13 protein-coding genes are annotated in these 15,866 nt (G+C 69.6%); 1 reads left to right on the top strand and 12 read right to left on the bottom strand.

Features of this window, described 5'->3' with window-relative positions:
- Window positions 1-181 precede the first annotated feature (181 nt).
- The 12 genes from ABN611_RS27925 to glnII form a co-directional block, all read right to left on the bottom strand.
- Window positions 182-2,371, bottom strand: a complete 2,190-nt coding sequence (locus ABN611_RS27925) for a bifunctional (p)ppGpp synthetase/guanosine-3',5'-bis(diphosphate) 3'-pyrophosphohydrolase (RefSeq protein WP_350281695.1) — start codon at window positions 2,369-2,371, stop codon at window positions 182-184.
- A gap of 306 nt (window positions 2,372-2,677) precedes the next feature.
- Window positions 2,678-3,217, bottom strand: a complete 540-nt coding sequence (locus ABN611_RS27920) for an adenine phosphoribosyltransferase (protein ID WP_350275216.1) — start codon at window positions 3,215-3,217, stop codon at window positions 2,678-2,680.
- On the bottom strand, window positions 3,217-4,404 hold the full coding sequence (secF, locus tag ABN611_RS27915) for a protein translocase subunit SecF (RefSeq protein ID WP_350275215.1): 1,188 nt from the start codon (window positions 4,402-4,404) through the stop codon (window positions 3,217-3,219). The genes ABN611_RS27920 and secF overlap by 1 nt, the downstream gene beginning before the upstream one ends.
- Complete coding sequence (secD, locus tag ABN611_RS27910) at window positions 4,404-6,152, bottom strand: protein translocase subunit SecD (RefSeq protein ID WP_350281694.1); 1,749 nt, start codon at window positions 6,150-6,152, stop codon at window positions 4,404-4,406. Before secD ends, secF begins: the two co-directional genes overlap by 1 nt.
- A gap of 125 nt (window positions 6,153-6,277) precedes the next feature.
- Entirely contained in the window at window positions 6,278-6,772 is a 495-nt protein-coding gene (gene yajC / locus ABN611_RS27905; RefSeq protein WP_350275214.1) for a preprotein translocase subunit YajC, read from the bottom strand.
- Between the two features lie 224 nt (window positions 6,773-6,996).
- On the bottom strand, window positions 6,997-8,049 hold the full coding sequence (ruvB, locus tag ABN611_RS27900) for a Holliday junction branch migration DNA helicase RuvB (RefSeq protein ID WP_350275213.1): 1,053 nt from the start codon (window positions 8,047-8,049) through the stop codon (window positions 6,997-6,999).
- Between the two features lie 3 nt (window positions 8,050-8,052).
- The gene (ruvA, locus tag ABN611_RS27895; protein WP_350275212.1) at window positions 8,053-8,655 is read right to left on the bottom strand and encodes a Holliday junction branch migration protein RuvA; all 603 of its coding nucleotides are present in this window, start codon (window positions 8,653-8,655) and stop codon (window positions 8,053-8,055) included.
- A gap of 31 nt (window positions 8,656-8,686) precedes the next feature.
- Entirely contained in the window at window positions 8,687-9,283 is a 597-nt protein-coding gene (gene ruvC / locus ABN611_RS27890) for a crossover junction endodeoxyribonuclease RuvC (protein ID WP_350275211.1), read from the bottom strand.
- Between the two features lie 71 nt (window positions 9,284-9,354).
- Window positions 9,355-10,512: a GNAT family N-acetyltransferase gene (locus tag ABN611_RS27885; protein WP_350275210.1), complete on the bottom strand. Its 1,158-nt coding sequence runs from the start codon at window positions 10,510-10,512 to the stop codon at window positions 9,355-9,357.
- 86 nt (window positions 10,513-10,598) lie between these two features.
- A complete protein-coding gene (locus ABN611_RS27880; protein WP_350275209.1) occupies window positions 10,599-11,084 on the bottom strand; it encodes a hotdog fold domain-containing protein in 486 nt (161 codons plus the stop codon).
- Between the two features lie 581 nt (window positions 11,085-11,665).
- On the bottom strand, window positions 11,666-12,580 hold the full coding sequence (locus ABN611_RS27875; RefSeq protein WP_350275208.1) for a pyridoxal-phosphate dependent enzyme: 915 nt from the start codon (window positions 12,578-12,580) through the stop codon (window positions 11,666-11,668).
- Window positions 12,581-12,689: 109 nt separating this feature from the next.
- Entirely contained in the window at window positions 12,690-13,709 is a 1,020-nt protein-coding gene (gene glnII / locus ABN611_RS27870; RefSeq protein WP_350275207.1) for a glutamine synthetase, read from the bottom strand.
- A gap of 571 nt (window positions 13,710-14,280) precedes the next feature.
- On the opposite strand from glnII, the gene ABN611_RS27865 reads away from it, so the two are divergent.
- A complete protein-coding gene (locus ABN611_RS27865) occupies window positions 14,281-15,828 on the top strand; it encodes an FAD-dependent oxidoreductase (RefSeq protein ID WP_350275206.1) in 1,548 nt (515 codons plus the stop codon).
- Window positions 15,829-15,866: the final 38 nt, after the last annotated feature.

Below are 15,866 nucleotides of genomic sequence, written 5' to 3'. Positions count from 1 at the left end.
CGAGCCCGGCGCACTAGGCGCACTCGACGTACCCGAGCCACCCGGACTCGGCAAACCCCCGGCAGTGGAACCGCTGCACCCCGTCAGCAGTCCCACGCCGGCGATCAGCAGACCACGCCGCCCGACACCCGAGACATCCATACCGGCAGTCTCCCAAGCGTCACAAACACCACCGGATCGGCTACTGCGTGACGCGGTACACGTCGAAGACGCCCTCGACCGAGCGGACCGCCTTCAGGACGTGGCCGAGGTGGGTCGGGTCGCCCATCTCGAAGGTGAAGCGGGACTTGGCGATCCGGTCGCGGGTCGTGGTGAGGGCCGCGGACAGGATGTTCACGTGGTAGTCCGACAGCACCCGCGTGATGTCCGACAGCAGCCGCGCCCGGTCCAGCGCCTCGACCTGGATCGCGACCAGGAACACGGACTGGGCGGTCGGCGCCCACTCCACCTCGACGATCCGCTCCGGCTGGGTCTTCAGGTTCTCGACGTTGGCGCAGTCGGCGCGGTGCACCGAGACGCCCGCGCCGCGGGTGATCCAGCCGATGATCTCATCGCCCGGTACCGGCGTGCAGCAGCGCGCCAGCTTCGAGAGGACGTCGGTCGCGCCCTTGACGATGACGCCGGCGTCGCCGCGGGCGGAGCGCTTGCGGCGCTCCTTCGTGGCGGGCAGCCGCAGGCCCTCGGCGAGGTCCTCGGCCGCGCCCTCCTCACCGCCGTACGTCTCGATGAGGCGTCGTACGACGGCCTGGGCGCTGACGTGCTGCTCGCCGACCGCGGCGTACAGCCCGGTGACGTCCGGGTAGCGCAACGAGTTCGCGACGGCGGTCAGGGTCTCGTGCGACAGCAGGCGCTGCAGCGGCAGGCCCTCCTTGCGGAGCTGCTTCGCGATCGCGTCCTTGCCGTGCTCGATCGCCTCGTCGCGGCGCTCCTTGGAGAACCAGTGCTTGATCTTGTTCCGCGCGCGGGGGCTCTTGACGAACGTCAGCCAGTCGCGCGACGGCCCCGCGCCCTGCGCCTTCGAGGTGAAGACCTCGACGACGTCCCCGTTCTCGAGTGTGCTCTCCAGCGGTACGAGCCGCCCGTTCACCCGGGCGCCGATGCAGCGGTGGCCGACCTCGGTGTGCACGGCGTACGCGAAGTCGACCGGCGACGACCCGGTCGGCAGCGACATCACGTCGCCGCGCGGGGTGAAGACGTAGACCTCGGCGTTGTTGATCTCGAACCGCAGCGAGTCGAGGAACTCCGACGGGTCGGAGGTCTCGCGCTGCCAGTCGACGAGCTGCCGCACCCACGGCATGTCGTTGGGGCCGCCGATCTCGGTGCTCGGCGTGGCCGGCGCGACGGAGCTCGGGTCCTCCTTGTACTTCCAGTGCGCGGCGATGCCGTACTCCGCCCGGCGGTGCATCGCGAAGGACCGGATCTGCAGCTCCACCGGCTTGCCCTGCGGGCCGATCACGGTGGTGTGCAGCGACTGGTACATGTTGAACTTCGGCATCGCGATGTAGTCCTTGAACCGGCCGGGGACCGGATTCCACCGCGCGTGCATGATGCCGAGGGCCGCGTAGCAGTCGCGGACCGACTCGACCAGGACCCGGATGCCGACCAGGTCGTAGATGTCGCCGAACTCGCGGCCGCGGACGATCATCTTCTGGTAGATCGAGTAGTAGTGCTTCGGGCGGCCGGTGACCGTGGCCTTCACCTTGGCCGAGCGCAGGTCCTCGTGCACCTGGTCGATGACGGTCGCCAGGTACTCGTCGCGGGACGGGGCGCGCTCGGCGACCAGCCGGACGATCTCGTCGTACACCTTCGGGTGCAGGGTCGAGAACGCCAGGTCCTCGAGCTCCCACTTGATCGTGTTCATACCGAGCCGGTGCGCCAGCGGGGCGTAGATCTCCAGCGTCTCGCGGGCGATCCGCTCCTGCTTCTCCTGGCGCAGCGAGCCGAGCGTGCGCATGTTGTGCAGCCGGTCGGACAGCTTGATCACCAGGACCCGGATGTCCTTGGACATCGCGACGACCATCTTGCGGATCGTCTCGGCCTGCGCGGACTCGCCGTATCGCACCTTGTCCAGCTTGGTGACGCCGTCGACCAGCATGGCGATCTCTTCGCCGAAGTCGCGGGTCAGGTCCTCCACCGTGTACGGCGTGTCCTCGACGGTGTCGTGCAGCAGCGCCGCGCACAGCGTGGTCGCGGTCATGCCGAGCTCGGCGAGGATGGTGGCGACGGCGAGCGGATGCGTGATGTACGCGTCGCCGCTCTTGCGCATCTGGCCGGCGTGGTACTTCTCCGCGGTCCGGTACGCGCGCTCGATCATCCCGAGGTCGGCCTTCGGGTGCGTCGCGCGGACCACCCGGAACAGCGGCTCGAGCATCGGAGCCCGGTTCGGGTGCCGGGTGCCGCCGAGGCGGGCCAGCCGGGCGCGCACCCGCGCGGGCGCGATCCGCGGCGGCTGGGTCGGAGGCGGCGGTGACGCCGGCACCGGGCGCACCGGCGACGGCGCGCGCGGGGGCTCCTGCGGTACGGCGTTCGGCACCGCAGATGTCATCGCCGGGTCTTCGCCCACGTTTGTGTCCCTCCGCCGACAGGCCACCAGTCTAGAGGCCCGCGTCCAGCCAGGCGGAATCGCCTGTGGACAACACGCCGGGTCACCTCGCGACCGCGGAGAGTTTGCCCGGAATCAGACCGTCAGCAGGGCGGTGAGGTTCTCGTTGCCGAGCCGCTTGCGGCCGGGCAGGAAGGAGAGTTCGAGCAGCACCGCGGTGCCCGCCACCTCGGCGCCGCAGCGCCGGATCAGCCGCAGGCAGGCCTCGACCGTGCCGCCGGTCGCGAGCACGTCGTCGACGACGAGCACCCGGTCACCGGGCGCGAACGCGTCCTGGTGCACCTCGATCGTCGCCTCACCGTACTCCAGCGCGTACGACTCCTCGTACGTCGCCGCGGGCAGCTTGCCCTTCTTGCGCACCGGGACGAACCCGGCGCCGAGCGCGAGCGCGACCGGGGCGGCCAGGATGAACCCGCGCGCCTCGATCCCGACCACCTTGTCGACGACGGGGTTGCCGTCGTCGTCCTTCCCGGCCGCCGCCAGCGCCTCCACGACCTGCGTGAAGCCGGTGTGGTCGGCCAGCAGCGGGGTGATGTCCTTGAACAGCACGCCGGGCTGCGGGTAGTCCGGGATGTCGCGGATGCCGTCGGCGAGGACCTGCTCCAGCGACCGCATCACTTACCGCGCTTCGATCGCGGCTTGCGGGTCGGCTGCGGGCGTCCCGCGGCTGTCGCCTTCATCGGACGCGACGACGGCGTCGGTGCCGCACCGGTCGCCCGGTTCGCCTGCCGTGGCTTGTCCTGTACGGCGGTCCGCGCCGCGGCGCCGGCCGGCGCACCGGCGGTCGCCACCCCGACCGGAGCGGCGGCGGCCGCGGCGGCCTGGGCCTTCTTCGCGGCCACCCGCTTGCTCAGCGCCTGCATGCCCGGCTCGCGCTCCTTGAAGACCGCGAGCAGCGACGGTGCGATGAAGATCGACGAGTACGCGCCGACCGCGATACCGACGAACAGCGCCAGCGACAGGTCCTTCAGCGGGCCGGTGCCGAGTACCGCCGTACCGACGACGAGGATCGCGCCGACCGGGAGCAGTGCGGTGACGGTGGTGTTGATCGACCGGACCACGGTCTGGTTGACGGCCAGGTTGGTCGCGTCCGAGTAGGTGAGCCGGTTCGAGCCGGTGATCCCGCGGGTGTTCTCGCGGACCTTGTCGAACACCACGACGGTGTCGTACAGCGAGTACCCGAGGATCGTCAGCACGCCGATCACCGTGGCCGGCGTGACGTCGAAGCCGATCAGCGCGTACAGGCCGACCGTGATCGTGACGTCGTGGACCAGCGCGATGATCGCCGCCATCGACGCCTTGGCCTCCCGGAAGTAGGCCCAGATCACCCCGAACACCAGGACCAGGAACACGACCAGCGCGAGGATCGCCTTGTTCGCGATCTGCTGGCCCCACGAGGCGCCGATCTGCTGCGAGGTCACCTGGTTCGCCGGGATGCCGGCTTCCTTGGCGATCGCCTCCCGGACCCGGCCGATGTCGGCCTGCGCCAGCGGCTTGGTCTGGACCCGGACCTTCTCGTTGTTGATCGTGGTGACGACCGGGTCGCCGAGGTCCTTGGCGTTGGTCGCCTTCACCGCGTCACCGAAATCCTGCACGGTGTTGTCGGTGACCTTGACCTTGGCCTCGTACTCGACGCCGCCCTTGAACTCGATGCCGAGCGCCAGGCCGCGGGCGAACAGGCCGCCCAGCGAGATCACGACCAGGACGACCGAGAGCGTGAACCAGAACTTGCGGTGCCCGATGAAGTCGTACGACGCCTCACCGCGGTGCAGCTTGGCACCGAGCTGTCCGAGCTTCGACATCAGACCTCCCCTCCCACCGGCTTGCGCGTCGACGGCGTCCGGCGGGGCCGGTCCGACGGTTTCGTCTGGCCGGGCAGGCGTTCGACGCCGAGATGCTCCGGGTCCAGGCCGGACAGCTTGTGGCCGTGGCCGAAGAAGTCGGTCCGGGCCAGCAGTGTTACCAGCGGCTTGGTGAACAGGAAGACCACCACCAGGTCGATCAGCGTGGTCAGGCCGAGCGTGAACGCGAAGCCCCGGACACTGCCGATCGCCAGCACGTACAGCACGATCGCGGCCAGCAGCGAGATCGAGTCGGCCGCGATGATCGTGTGCTTGGCGCGCGCCCAGCCGGTCTCGACCGAGGACCGCAGGCTGCGGCCTTCCCGGACCTCGTCGCGGAGTCGTTCGAAGTAGATGATGAACGAGTCCGCGGTGATACCGACCGCGACGATCAGACCCGCGATACCGGCCAGCGTCAGCGTGAAGCCGATCGCCTTGCCGAGCAGGATCACCAGGGCTCCGGTGAGGAGCGCGGCCGCGGCGAGCGACAGCACGACGACCAGGCCGAGGCCGCGGTAGTACAGGAAGCAGAACACGACGACCAGGGCGAGGCCGATGATGCCGGCCCAGATCCCCGCCGACAGCTGGTCACCGCCGAGCTGTGGCGAGACCGTCTCCACCGACGAGATGTCGAACTTGACCGGCAGCGCGCCGTACTTCAGCACGTTCGCCAGGTCGCGGGCGTCGGACTCGGTGAAGGTACCGGTGATCTGCGCCTCGCCGCCGGGGATCGGGTTCTCCACGCTCGGCGTCGAGATGGTCTCGCCGTCGAGCACGATCGCGAACAGGTTCTGGCCCTGGCCGCGCTGCGAGATCGCCGTGGTGGCCTTGAGGAACTTGTCGCCGCCCTCGCCGGTGAACTTCAGGTTGACCTGCCACTGCAGGCCGTTCTGCGGGATGCCGGCGGTGGCGTCCGACAGGTCGGTGCCCTTCAGGATCGCCGGGCCGAGCAGGTACTTGTACTGCTTCGCGCGGTCGCAGGAGAAGATCGCCTTGTTCGGGTCGTCGACCTGCTTGTCACCGCACTTGAAGGCCGCGAACGCCGCCTGCGTGGCCGCGTCCGGCGTGTAGTTCAGCCCGTCGCCCCCGGCGGCCGGCGTGGACGGGGTCGCACTCGGGGCCGCGCTCGGGGTGGTGCTGGGCTTGGGCGTCGTACTGGGCTTCGGGGTCGGCGTCGGCGTGGCCTCGCCGAGCGCGCTCGACCACGCGCGGCCCTTCGGCGTGCTGCTCGGCGTGGTGCTGGCGGCGCCGGAGGGCTTGACCGTGGCGCTCGGCGTGACGGACGTCCCCGGCTTGGGCGTGGTGCTCGGCTTCGGCGTCGTACCGGGCGTCGTACTGGGGGTGGTGGTCGGCGCCGGCGGTGCCGCGGCGGCCTGGGCGTCGTACACCACCCGGAAGTAGAGCAGCGCCGTCTGGCCGACCTGCGACACGAGCGATTCCTTCGTGGCACCCGGGACGGCCACGTTGATGTGGTTCGACCCGGACGTGGTGATGTCCGACTCGGCGACGCCGGCGCCGTTGACGCGCTGGCTGATGATGTTCTTCGCCTCGTTCAACTGCTCGGCGGTGACCTTGCCGGTGCCGTCGATGGTGCTGGCGGTCAGCGTGATGGTGGTGCCGCCGCGCAGGTCCAGTCCCAGCTTGGGCTTCCAGGTCTTGGTCAGCGCCATGATCCCGAACAGCAGCACCAGGACCACCAGCAAGGTGATCAGGCTCCGCCCGGGACGGGATGTCGAAGTCGTTGCCACGTCAGTTTCAACCTTTGTACTTCTGGGCGCGCCGCACCGTCAGGTGGACGCCGAACGCCGCGCCGCAGGCCGTTGGGACGGAAAGCTCAGTTCTCGGTGTGCGTCGGCGGCAGCTTCGGCTTGTCCTGGACCTTGCCGTCGGCCTTGTCCCCACCGGCGTCCGGTACGTCGACCTTCTCGGGCGTCGTCGACTCGTCGGCGGACGCGGCAGCCGCCGGCTCGGTCGACTCGGCCGTGTCGGCGCTGTCGTCGGTGTCCGTGGCGCTGTCCTCGTCGGCGCCGTCCTCGTCCGGAAGCACCCGGCCGATGGCGGCCTTGACGACCTGCACGAGCACGCCCTCGGAGATCTCGAGCGTCACGTAGTCGTCGTCGGTCTCCTCGACGATGCCGACCAGACCGCTGGTGGTGATCACCTTGGTGCCGGGCTTGAGCGCGGCCACGGTCTCGGCCTGCCGCTGACGCTGCTTCTTCTGCGTGCGGCTCATGAACCAGATCATTCCGACGATCAGGATCAGCGGCAGCAGCAGCGTGATGCCACCGCCACCCCCGGAGGAGGCCATCGGTACGGCGAGGAGTTGCATCGGGTCTCAGAATCCTTCGTCGGGTCGGTGGAAGCGGGCCCCGCGCCAGTGCGCGGGTCGCAGCGGGAACGACCTGGAGGTCAGGCCACCGGGGAGTCTAACGCCGAGCGTCAACAACTGCCGCATGACGCCGGGTCACGTTTGCGTTACTCGCTACGGAGTGTCTACGTTCCGCGACCGACGGAGGTTCCCGGTGGTCGTTTCTTCAGTTGGGACGGATTCCTTCAGTCCTCGTCGGTGTCGAAAAGCGTGTCGGCGAACGTCGCGCCCTTCGGCACCTTCAGCCCGATGTGCCGCCAGGCCGCGGGCGTGGCGACGCGGCCGCGCGGCGTCCGGGCCAGGTAGCCCGACCGGACCAGGAAAGGTTCCGCTACTTCCTCCACGGTCTCACGTTCTTCTCCGACCGCAACCGCGAGTGTCGACAGACCGACCGGCCCGCCGCCGAACCGCCGGCAGAGGGCGTCCAGGACCGACCGGTCGAGCCGGTCGAGACCCATCTTGTCGACCTCGTACAGGTCCAGCGCGGCCTTCGACAGCGCGAGCGTGATGATGCCGTCCGCCCGGACCTCGGCGTAGTCGCGGACCCGGCGGAGCAGCCGGTTCGCGATCCGCGGCGTACCGCGCGACCGGGACGCGATCTCGGTCGCGCCCTCGGGGGTGATGTCGACCTCGAGCAGCGCTGCCGAGCGGTTCACGATCTTCTCCAGCTCGGCGGCGTCGTAGAACTCGAGGTGACCGGTGAAGCCGAACCGGTCCCGCAGCGGCCCGGGCAACAGACCCGCGCGCGTGGTCGCGCCGACCAGGGTGAACGGCGGGATCTCCAGCGGGATCGCGGTCGCGCCAGGCCCCTTGCCGACGATCACGTCGACGCGGAAGTCCTCCATCGCCATGTACAGCAGCTCTTCGGCCGGCCGGGACATCCGGTGGATCTCGTCCAGGAACAGGACTTCGCCCTCGCTCAGCCCGGACAGGATCGCGGCCAGGTCGCCGGCGTGCTGGATGGCCGGACCGCTGGTGACGCGCAGTGGCGCGGACATCTCGCTCGCGATGATCATCGCCAGCGTGGTCTTGCCCAGACCGGGCGGACCGGACAGCAGCACGTGGTCAGGCGCGCGGTTGCGCCCACGAGCCGCGTGCAGCACCAGTTCGAGCTGCTCGCTGACCCGGCGCTGCCCGCCGAACTCGGCGAGTGACCGCGGCCTCAGGGCGGACTCGATCTTGCGTTCCTCGAGGTCCACCGCGTCCGCGGAGACGAGGGGCCGAACGTTGTCTTCCATGGATCACGCCTTGGACAGCACGCGCAGCGCGGCGCGCAGCAGATCGGGAACGGAGGGGTTCGGGTTCTCGGCGGCGAGCGGCGACACGGCGGTGACCGCGTCCTCGGCGTCGCGCGCCGACCAGCCCAGACCGACGAGACCGGCGTGCACCTGTTCGCGCCACGCCTCCTGGACCTGCAGCGGCCGACCGCTCACCGTCTTGGACGGGGCGCCGATCTTGTCCTTGAGCTCCAGGACGATCCGCTGCGCGCCCTTCTTCCCGATGCCGGGAACCTTCACGAGTACGGCGAGATCCTCGGTCGCGACGGCCTGCCGCAGCTGGTCCGGGCTCAGCACCGCGAGCGCGGCCTGGGCCAGCTTCGGCCCGACGCCGGACGCGGTCTGCAACAGCTCGAACAGGTTCTTCGCGTCGTCGTCCGCGAACCCGTACAGCGTCAGCGAGTCCTCGCGGACCACCATCGACGTCGAGATCCGGGCCTCCTGCCCCGGCCGCAGACCCGCCAGCGTGCCCGGGTCGCAGTACACCTGCAGGCCCACTCCCCCGACCTCGACCACGGCGCTGTCCACTCCGATGGCCGCCACCGGTCCCCGCACAAAGGCGATCATCGCCAACCTCCAAGCCCGTTCAAATCCGTGCTCACCGCTTGCCCTGCTGCGCCGCCACCGCGGCCCTCAACCTCGCCACCTGCAGCCGCGACTGCGCCTGCGCGGCCGCCTCGAGGTTGGACCGGCTCGTGGCCGCCTGCTGCAACTTGCTCGCCACGCCGCCGCGCCAGACCTGGCAGATCGCCAGCGCCAGCGCGTCCGCGGCGTCGGCGGGCGTCGGACGCTCGCTCAGCTTGAGGATCCGGGTGACCATCGTGGTCACCTGCTCCTTGTCGGCGCGGCCCGATCCGGTGACCGCGGCCTTCACCTCACTCGGCGTGTGCAGCGCGACCGGCAGCCCGCGCCGCGCGGCGACGACCATCGCGACCCCCGATGCCTGCGCCGTCCCCATCACGGTCCGGACGTTGTGCTGCGCGAACACCCGCTCGACCGCGACCGCGTCCGGCTGGTGCCGCGCGATCCACTCGTCGAGCTCCGCCTCGATCTGGACCAGCCGCTTGGACACGTCCAGCTCGGCCGGCGTCCGGATCACCCCGACGGCGACCAGCGCCGGCGGCTTCCCCGGTGTGCCCTCGACGACGCCAAGGCCGCACCGAGTCAGTCCCGGGTCGACGCCGAGCACCCGCATGGACCACCTCCGAACGTTTGTTCGACAACCCTAATCGGAGGCGTTGGGCGGACTGAAATCGACGCGCCGGTCTAGAAGTAGTCGAGCATGTACGGCGCTGGGCTGCCGAAGACTGCGTCCAGCGCTGGGTCGAGTACGTCTGCCCCGGTGGCGAGTCCGGCGCCACGGAGCGCGGCCAGCGGCGTACCGGCGTACAGCGCGGCCAGACCGCGGGCGCCGAGGCGGAGCGCGTCAGGCGACGGCTCGGACGCGGTGAGCCGCGCCGAGCCGTTCGCGATCGACAGGTGCCAGTCGCCGGTGTTCGTGGGCAGCTCGGGGTCGTCGATCCGCAGGTCGGCCTCGAGTACGACGTTTTCCGGGAAACCGCGCGCCGCGAGCGCGGCCGGGGCGTCGATCAGGCGGAGCATCCAGCGGACGGTGCGCGCGTCGCCGTCGGCCTCGTGTTCGGCGAGCAGGTGGATCGGGTCGAACGGAGCGCAGTACGCGTGCACGGTCCGCGCGATCGAGGCACCCGAGCCGACGGTCGCCCACAGCGCCCGCGCGGTCTCCTCCGAACCTGCGATCAGCTCATCGACGGCCAGGTCGCCGTCGGACCAGTTGTAGACGACGAACCCGTCGTCGGCGAGGTAGGCGAAGTTGTCCTCGTCCTCGAGCCAGGACACGATCTCGGACCGCGGCCAGATCAGCGGCCCGCTCGACCGCCTGGTCTCGTGCGCCTTCGACGCCAGCTCCAGGAACCGGTCCGCGTCGGCCGGGCCGGCTTTGCGTACCGCCGTACCGCTGCCGCCGAGAGTGCGCAGGTCGGCCGCCTGGAAGGAGAACCTGTAGCGGCTGCCGGCGAACTCGTAGCCGAGGCGGCGGTAGAGCACCGTCGTCGCCGGATACAGGCCGGTCAGCGGGTAGCCCTTCTCCGCGCACCGGCGCAGTACGCCGCGCATCAGCAGACTGCCGACACCACGACCGCGGTACTCCGGAGCGACCACGACGCCGGCCACCCCGCCCATCGGCACCCGCCGCCCCTGCCACCACTGCTCGAACGGCCAGATCCGCGCGGCCGCGACCAGTACGTCGCCGTCCTGGACGCCGAGCATCCGGCCGTCGGCGATGAACGTGCGCGCGTTCTTGGTCCACTCCTCGCGGTCCCCACCCGGCCCGAACGACCGGTTCCGCACCTGCCACACCGAGTCGAGCTGCTCCTCGACGACATCCACCACCCGCAGTTCAGTCACCCGCAGACCTTACGCCGGACATCGTGGTAAGCGGGGGGCTATTTCTCGTCGGTCGCGTTCTTGGCGGTCGCCTGCTTGTCGGTCGCCTAGTTGTCGGTCGCCCGTTCGTGGGTCGCCTTCTTGTCCGTGACCCACAGGTGGATGGTGCCTTCGACGACCACGGTGCCGTCGTCACGGGTGGCCTTCACCTTCACCGGCACGTCGGGTCCCGAGGTCCAGGCGTCCGGATCGGTCTCCGCCGAGCACGTCAGGTCCGACGTCGACTTGGCGAGGTACGAAACCTCCATCCCCTTCGGCAACCACCGCTTCCCCGCCGGCACCGTCGCCTCCGCGAGCGCCCCCATCGCCGCCTCGAGCCCGTTGCACACGGCAATCGCATGCACGGTCCCAATGTGATTCAACACCGCCCGCCGCTTGGGCAAGGTAAGCGCCGCAAAGTTAGGACTGACCTGCACGAACCGCGGCCGAACCGACCAAAAGTACGGCGCCTTCCACGCAAACCCCCAAGAAAACACCCGCTCCCCACCGGGCACACCCCGCAACCGCTCCCACAACCCCAACACCTGACTCATCCCCACATGTTACTCACGAGTCACATCCCACGTGAAGTGCGCGGCGAAGAACGCCTAAACGACACCGCTACGCGGCGACAGTCCCTCGGCCGCCTCCGGCGGCGCGCATCACGCCCCGCGCAATTCAGGTCCCGGCGAAGGCCCGACCTCCGCGACCCCGCGGGCAACATCTGAAGTGATTGCATCAACAGCGGACACCGCTTCGCGGCGGCAGCCCATCAGCCGCCTCCGGCGGCGCGCATCACCGCCCAACCCAACCCGGGCCCCGGCGAAGGCGCGGGCTGCGCGACGGACAGCGCGAAGGCGAGCGGAGCGAACGAATTAGTCCGGCACCGGCGACCAGGGAGTTTCCGGCGAGTGGTGATGGCGATGCTCGGGTGCCGGACTGACCGGTGGACCACGGCTCCCGGGGACACGGCCCATGCTGGGACGGGACCCATGCCCGAGTCTCCGAGTCCCGGCGGAGGATCGAGGCGGCGACGGGTGCGGGCTGGCCGCGGATGCGGTTCGGGCTCGGCTTTGGCGAGAGCTGCAGCGTCAGCTTAAGTGACTGTCAGTTGGTGTGGCTGGAAGTGTGGTTATCAGGCTTCCGGCGCGTTGCCGGAGCCGCTGATCAGCGCTACGAGCGTCGCGCCTCGACGGAAAGTGCCGCGGGTGACCTGGTCGTAGAGGGCGTACATCATCTTTGCCTCGTACACCCAGTCCAGGCGCAAAGCGTGTCGCGCCTCGAAGTCATCGAGGAACTTGTCCAGTTCGGGTGTCCGTTTCGCGTAGCCGCCGAAGTGGTAGTTGTGCTCGAGGCGCCATGTTCCGGTGCGGGCGCCGTACGCCTCGTTCTGCAAGGTGACTATCTCGTCCTCCAGGAAGGTGGCGCCCTTGAGGACTGGGACTCCGATCAGCAGTTGGTTCGGCTGTAGGCCGGCGGCGACACCTGCGAGGGTTCCTCCGGTGCCGACCGCGCAGAACAGCACGTCGACGGATTCATCGAGTTCTGCGGGCAACTCCGCGCATCCCCGGACAGCGTCAGCATTACTGCCGCCCTCGGGAATCAAGTAGAAGTCCTCGAATTCCTGACGCAGTGCCCTGATGACGGCGTCCGAGGTCTTCTCGCGGTACGTCGAACGGTCCAGGTATGTCAGCCGCATGCCGCGCGAGACGGCGTACCGCAGCGACGGGTTCAGCGGTAGATGTTCCTCGCCTCGGATCACCCCGATGGTGCTGAATCCGCAGTACGCCCCGATCGCCGCGGTCGCGCGGATGTGGTTCGAATACGCGCCTCCGAACGTCAGCAGCATGCCGAACCCCAGCTCCCGGGCAGTGGCGATGTTGTACTTCAGCTTCCGCCACTTGTTCCCGGGCACTTCCGGGTGAATCAGGTCGTCCCGCTTCAGCAGGAGCCGTACCCCCGCGGCCCGCAACCGTTCGTCGTCGAGCTCGACGAGCGGCGACGGCAACCGAAGCTCTGCTGTCAGCCCGTCCTCCACGCCCGCGAGCATGACAGATCACCACCCCAGGTCCACTCCCTGTGGATGCTCCCGAAGCCAAGACACACTCCCCAGAAGCTAGGGATGATGCGGCTTCTGGGGAGTGGTTGAGACGGTTGCGTCAGACCTGGCCGGCCTTCTCCAGGGCAGTGCAGCAGGTGTTCACGAGGAGGCGGGTGACGTTGTACGGGTCGATGTTCGCGTTGGGGCGGCGGTCCTCGATGTAGCCCTTCTTGTCGACCTCGACCTGCCACGGGATGCGGACCGACGCGCCGCGGTCCGAGACGCCGTAGCTGTAGACGTCGTGCGGGGCGGTCTCGTGGGCGCCGGTGAGGCGCTCCTCGATGCCGTCGCCGTACCCGGCGATGTGCTCCTCGACCTTGCCGGGGGCGCCGAGGGCCTCGCACGCGGTGATGATCGCGTCGTACCCCTCGCGCATCGCGCGGGTGGAGAAGTTCGTGTGCGCGCCGGCGCCGTTCCAGTCACCCTTCGCGGGCTTGGCGTCCAGCGTCGCGGCGACGTCGTACTCCTCGGCGATCCGGTACAGCAGCCAGCGCGCCACCCACAGGTGGTCGGCCACCTCGACCGGTCCGGCCGGGCCGATCTGGAACTCCCACTGGCCGGGCATGACCTCGGCGTTGATACCGGAGACCTTCAGACCCGCATCGAGGCAGGCGTCCAGGTGCCGCTCGACGATGTCGCGCCCGAACACCTCGTCGGCGCCGACGCCGCAGTAGTACGGCCCCTGCGGCGCGGGGAACCCGACCGCCGGGAAGCCGAGCGGGCGACCCTCCTGGAAGAAGGTGTACTCCTGCTCGATGCCGAACCACGAGTCCTGCTCGGCGAACTGTTCGGCGACCGGGAGCAGCTTGGCGCGGTTGTTGGTCGGGTGCGGGGTGCCGTCGACGAGGTAGACCTCGCACAGCACCAGCTTGTGGTCGCCGCCGCGGATCGGGTCCGGGCACGAGAACACCGGCTTGAGGACGCAGTCCGAGTTGTCACCCGGCGCCTGGTTGGTGCTCGACCCGTCGAACCCCCAGTCCGGCAGTTCGGCGCCGTCCGCCAGGATCTTCGTCTTCGACCGCAACCGCGCGCTGGGCTGCGTGCCGTCGATCCAGATGTACTCGGCCTTGTAGGTCAACTGTCCGTCCCTTCGTAGAGGCCGCGCCCTCACGTGTACCTGCCCGACCGCCCCCGACAGTGCCAACCAGCAATTACGGACCTGTTGCCCATTTGTGAACACGGTGTTACACGCCAGGTCGCCCGGTGGGAACTGCAGAGCTTGAGCTTGGTTGTCGGCACGGGACAGGACGCTGATGCCGGTGGTTCGCGGCTTGCGGTTCGCACACCTGGTCCGCCGCACGTAGTCCAGCGTCCGCCGCCCACAATCCTCCGTGCCCCTCCCCCGCACCCCGTCCGCCACGCCCCGTTCCCACACCCCGCCCGCCACACCCAGTTCCCACACCCCGCCCCCAAGGCCGTCCACGCGCCGTGCACCGCCGCGTCCCCGCAGATCGCCACTGCAGCGCACACCACAGCACGCGGCGGGCCGAGCACATCGTTCGTCTGGCAGGGCCGTCGGCTGCGCCAGTACCGAGAGGGCGCGGTACCGTCTGCGCGCCGCCGGAGGCGGCCAGGAGGACTGTCGCCGCGGAGCGGCGTCCTTTCCCGGCGGTGTCTCTTCCCGTGCTGCTGCGTCGTAGGTTGGGGCGATGGGTGACGTGGTTGTGTATGGCGGTACGGCGGGTGGGGTGTGCGCTGCGGTGGCGGCTGCGCGGGCTGGTGCGCAGGTGACGTTGGTGGAGCCGGGGCGGCATCTGGGTGGGATGGTGTCGGGTGGGCTTGGGTATACCGACCTTGGCGATGCGCGGGTGCTGGGCGGTCTGGGGCGGGAGTTCATGCTCGCGATCGCCGAGCGGTACGACGTACCACCCGGGCACTTCGCCGGTCCGGAGCCGCATGTGGCGGAAGCGATTCTGACCGGTTGGGTCGAGGACGCCAAGGTCGACGTCGTCTTCGGTGCGACGCTCACCGGCGCGCAGGTGGTGGACGGCGTCATCACCGCGATCAGCACGACCGCCGGCGACTACACGGCCGGCGTGTACGTCGATGCATCGTACGAAGGCGACCTCATGGCCGCCGCCGGTGTCCCGTACGACATCGGCCGTGAGAGCAGGACGAAGTACGGCGAAAGCCTCGCCGGGCGCCGGGAGTTCGCGCCCGGGAAGCACCAGTTCCCACCTTTCGTGTCGCCGCTGACGACACCTCCAGCGCCGTACGGCAAATCTCCGGAACATGAGCCGGCTGCGGTCCTGCCGCTGGTGCATGCGCGTCCGTTGGCGGAGGTCGGCGCGGGCGACGGCGGCGTGATGGCCTACGGCTATCGCGTGTGTCTGACGCAGGCCGCGGACCGGATCCCGTTCGAGCGGCGGGCCGGGTACGACCCTGCCGAGTGGGAGTTGGCCCGGCGGTGGTTCGCCGTACTGCGGACCGGCGGGGTGGAGGTGTCCGCGGGCGACGTGATCGGTCTCGTGCCGAACCTGCCCAACGCCAAGTGCGACGGCAACTCGATCGGCCCGCTGTCGCTCAGCCTGCTCGACGGAACGAACTGGGCCTACCCCGACGCCGACCCCACCGAACGCGAACGCATCCGCCGTCGCCACGAGGACTACACCCGCGACTTCCTCTGGTTCATGACCACTGACCCCGACGTACCGAGGTCGGTGCGCGACGGCTTGGCCGCCTGGGGCCTGCCGGTGGACGAGTTCACCGACACCGGCGGGCTCCCGCACCAGCTGTACGTCCGCGAGGCGCGCCGGATGCGCGGCGAGTACGTCCTCACGCAGCACGACCTGCTCCCCCGGCCCGCGGCTCAGTACGACTCCGTTGCCATGGGCTCCTATCACATCGATGTCCGCGAGCTGCAGCGGACGTGGTCGGTCGCCTACGAGCACCCGGATCCGGTCGCGTCGGTGTTCAACGAGGGCTACTTGTCCGTCGGCGTCGCGCCGTACCAGATCCCGTACCGCTGCATCGTGCCCCGCTACGACGACTGCCGGAACCTGCTGGTCCCGGTGTGCCTGAGTGCGTCGCATGTCGCGTTCGCGTCGGTGCGGATGGAGGTGCAGTACGAGATGCTCGGCCAGGCGGCCGGGCTCGCGGCGGCACAAGCGGTCGCGACTGCGCGTGCCGTGCAGCAGATCGACGTACGGCGCCTCCAGGACGACCTGCACGCGGCCGGAGCCGTACTCGCACTCTGATCGTCGGCCGGGTTGACGTATTCCGATATGGGCATATG

It is taken from the genome of Kribbella sp. HUAS MG21, from assembly GCF_040254265.1.
Classification (GTDB): Bacteria; Actinomycetota; Actinomycetes; order Propionibacteriales; family Kribbellaceae; genus Kribbella.
Note: the sequence above shows the minus strand (reverse complement) of the source record. Positions and strands in the feature narration are given on the sequence as shown.

Excerpts from the sequence above, each read along its gene's own strand:
- ABN611_RS27925 (WP_350281695.1), bottom strand. The coding sequence starts at position 2,371 with ATGCTCGAGCCGCTGTTCCGGGTGGTCCGCGCGACGCACCCGAAGGCC.
- ruvC (WP_350275211.1), bottom strand. The coding sequence starts at position 9,283 with ATGCGGGTGCTCGGCGTCGACCCGGGACTGACTCGGTGCGGCCTTGGC.
- ABN611_RS27875 (WP_350275208.1), bottom strand. The coding sequence starts at position 12,580 with ATGCTCGCGGGCGTGGAGGACGGGCTGACAGCAGAGCTTCGGTTGCCG.
- ABN611_RS27865 (WP_350275206.1), top strand. The coding sequence starts at position 14,281 with ATGGGTGACGTGGTTGTGTATGGCGGTACGGCGGGTGGGGTGTGCGCT.
- yajC (WP_350275214.1), bottom strand. The coding sequence starts at position 6,772 with ATGCAACTCCTCGCCGTACCGATGGCCTCCTCCGGGGGTGGCGGTGGC.
- ABN611_RS27880 (WP_350275209.1), bottom strand. The coding sequence starts at position 11,084 with ATGAGTCAGGTGTTGGGGTTGTGGGAGCGGTTGCGGGGTGTGCCCGGT.
- ruvB (WP_350275213.1), bottom strand. The coding sequence starts at position 8,049 with ATGGAAGACAACGTTCGGCCCCTCGTCTCCGCGGACGCGGTGGACCTC.
- ABN611_RS27920 (WP_350275216.1), bottom strand. The coding sequence starts at position 3,217 with ATGCGGTCGCTGGAGCAGGTCCTCGCCGACGGCATCCGCGACATCCCG.
- secF (WP_350275215.1), bottom strand. The coding sequence starts at position 4,404 with ATGTCGAAGCTCGGACAGCTCGGTGCCAAGCTGCACCGCGGTGAGGCG.
- ruvA (WP_350275212.1), bottom strand. The coding sequence starts at position 8,655 with ATGATCGCCTTTGTGCGGGGACCGGTGGCGGCCATCGGAGTGGACAGC.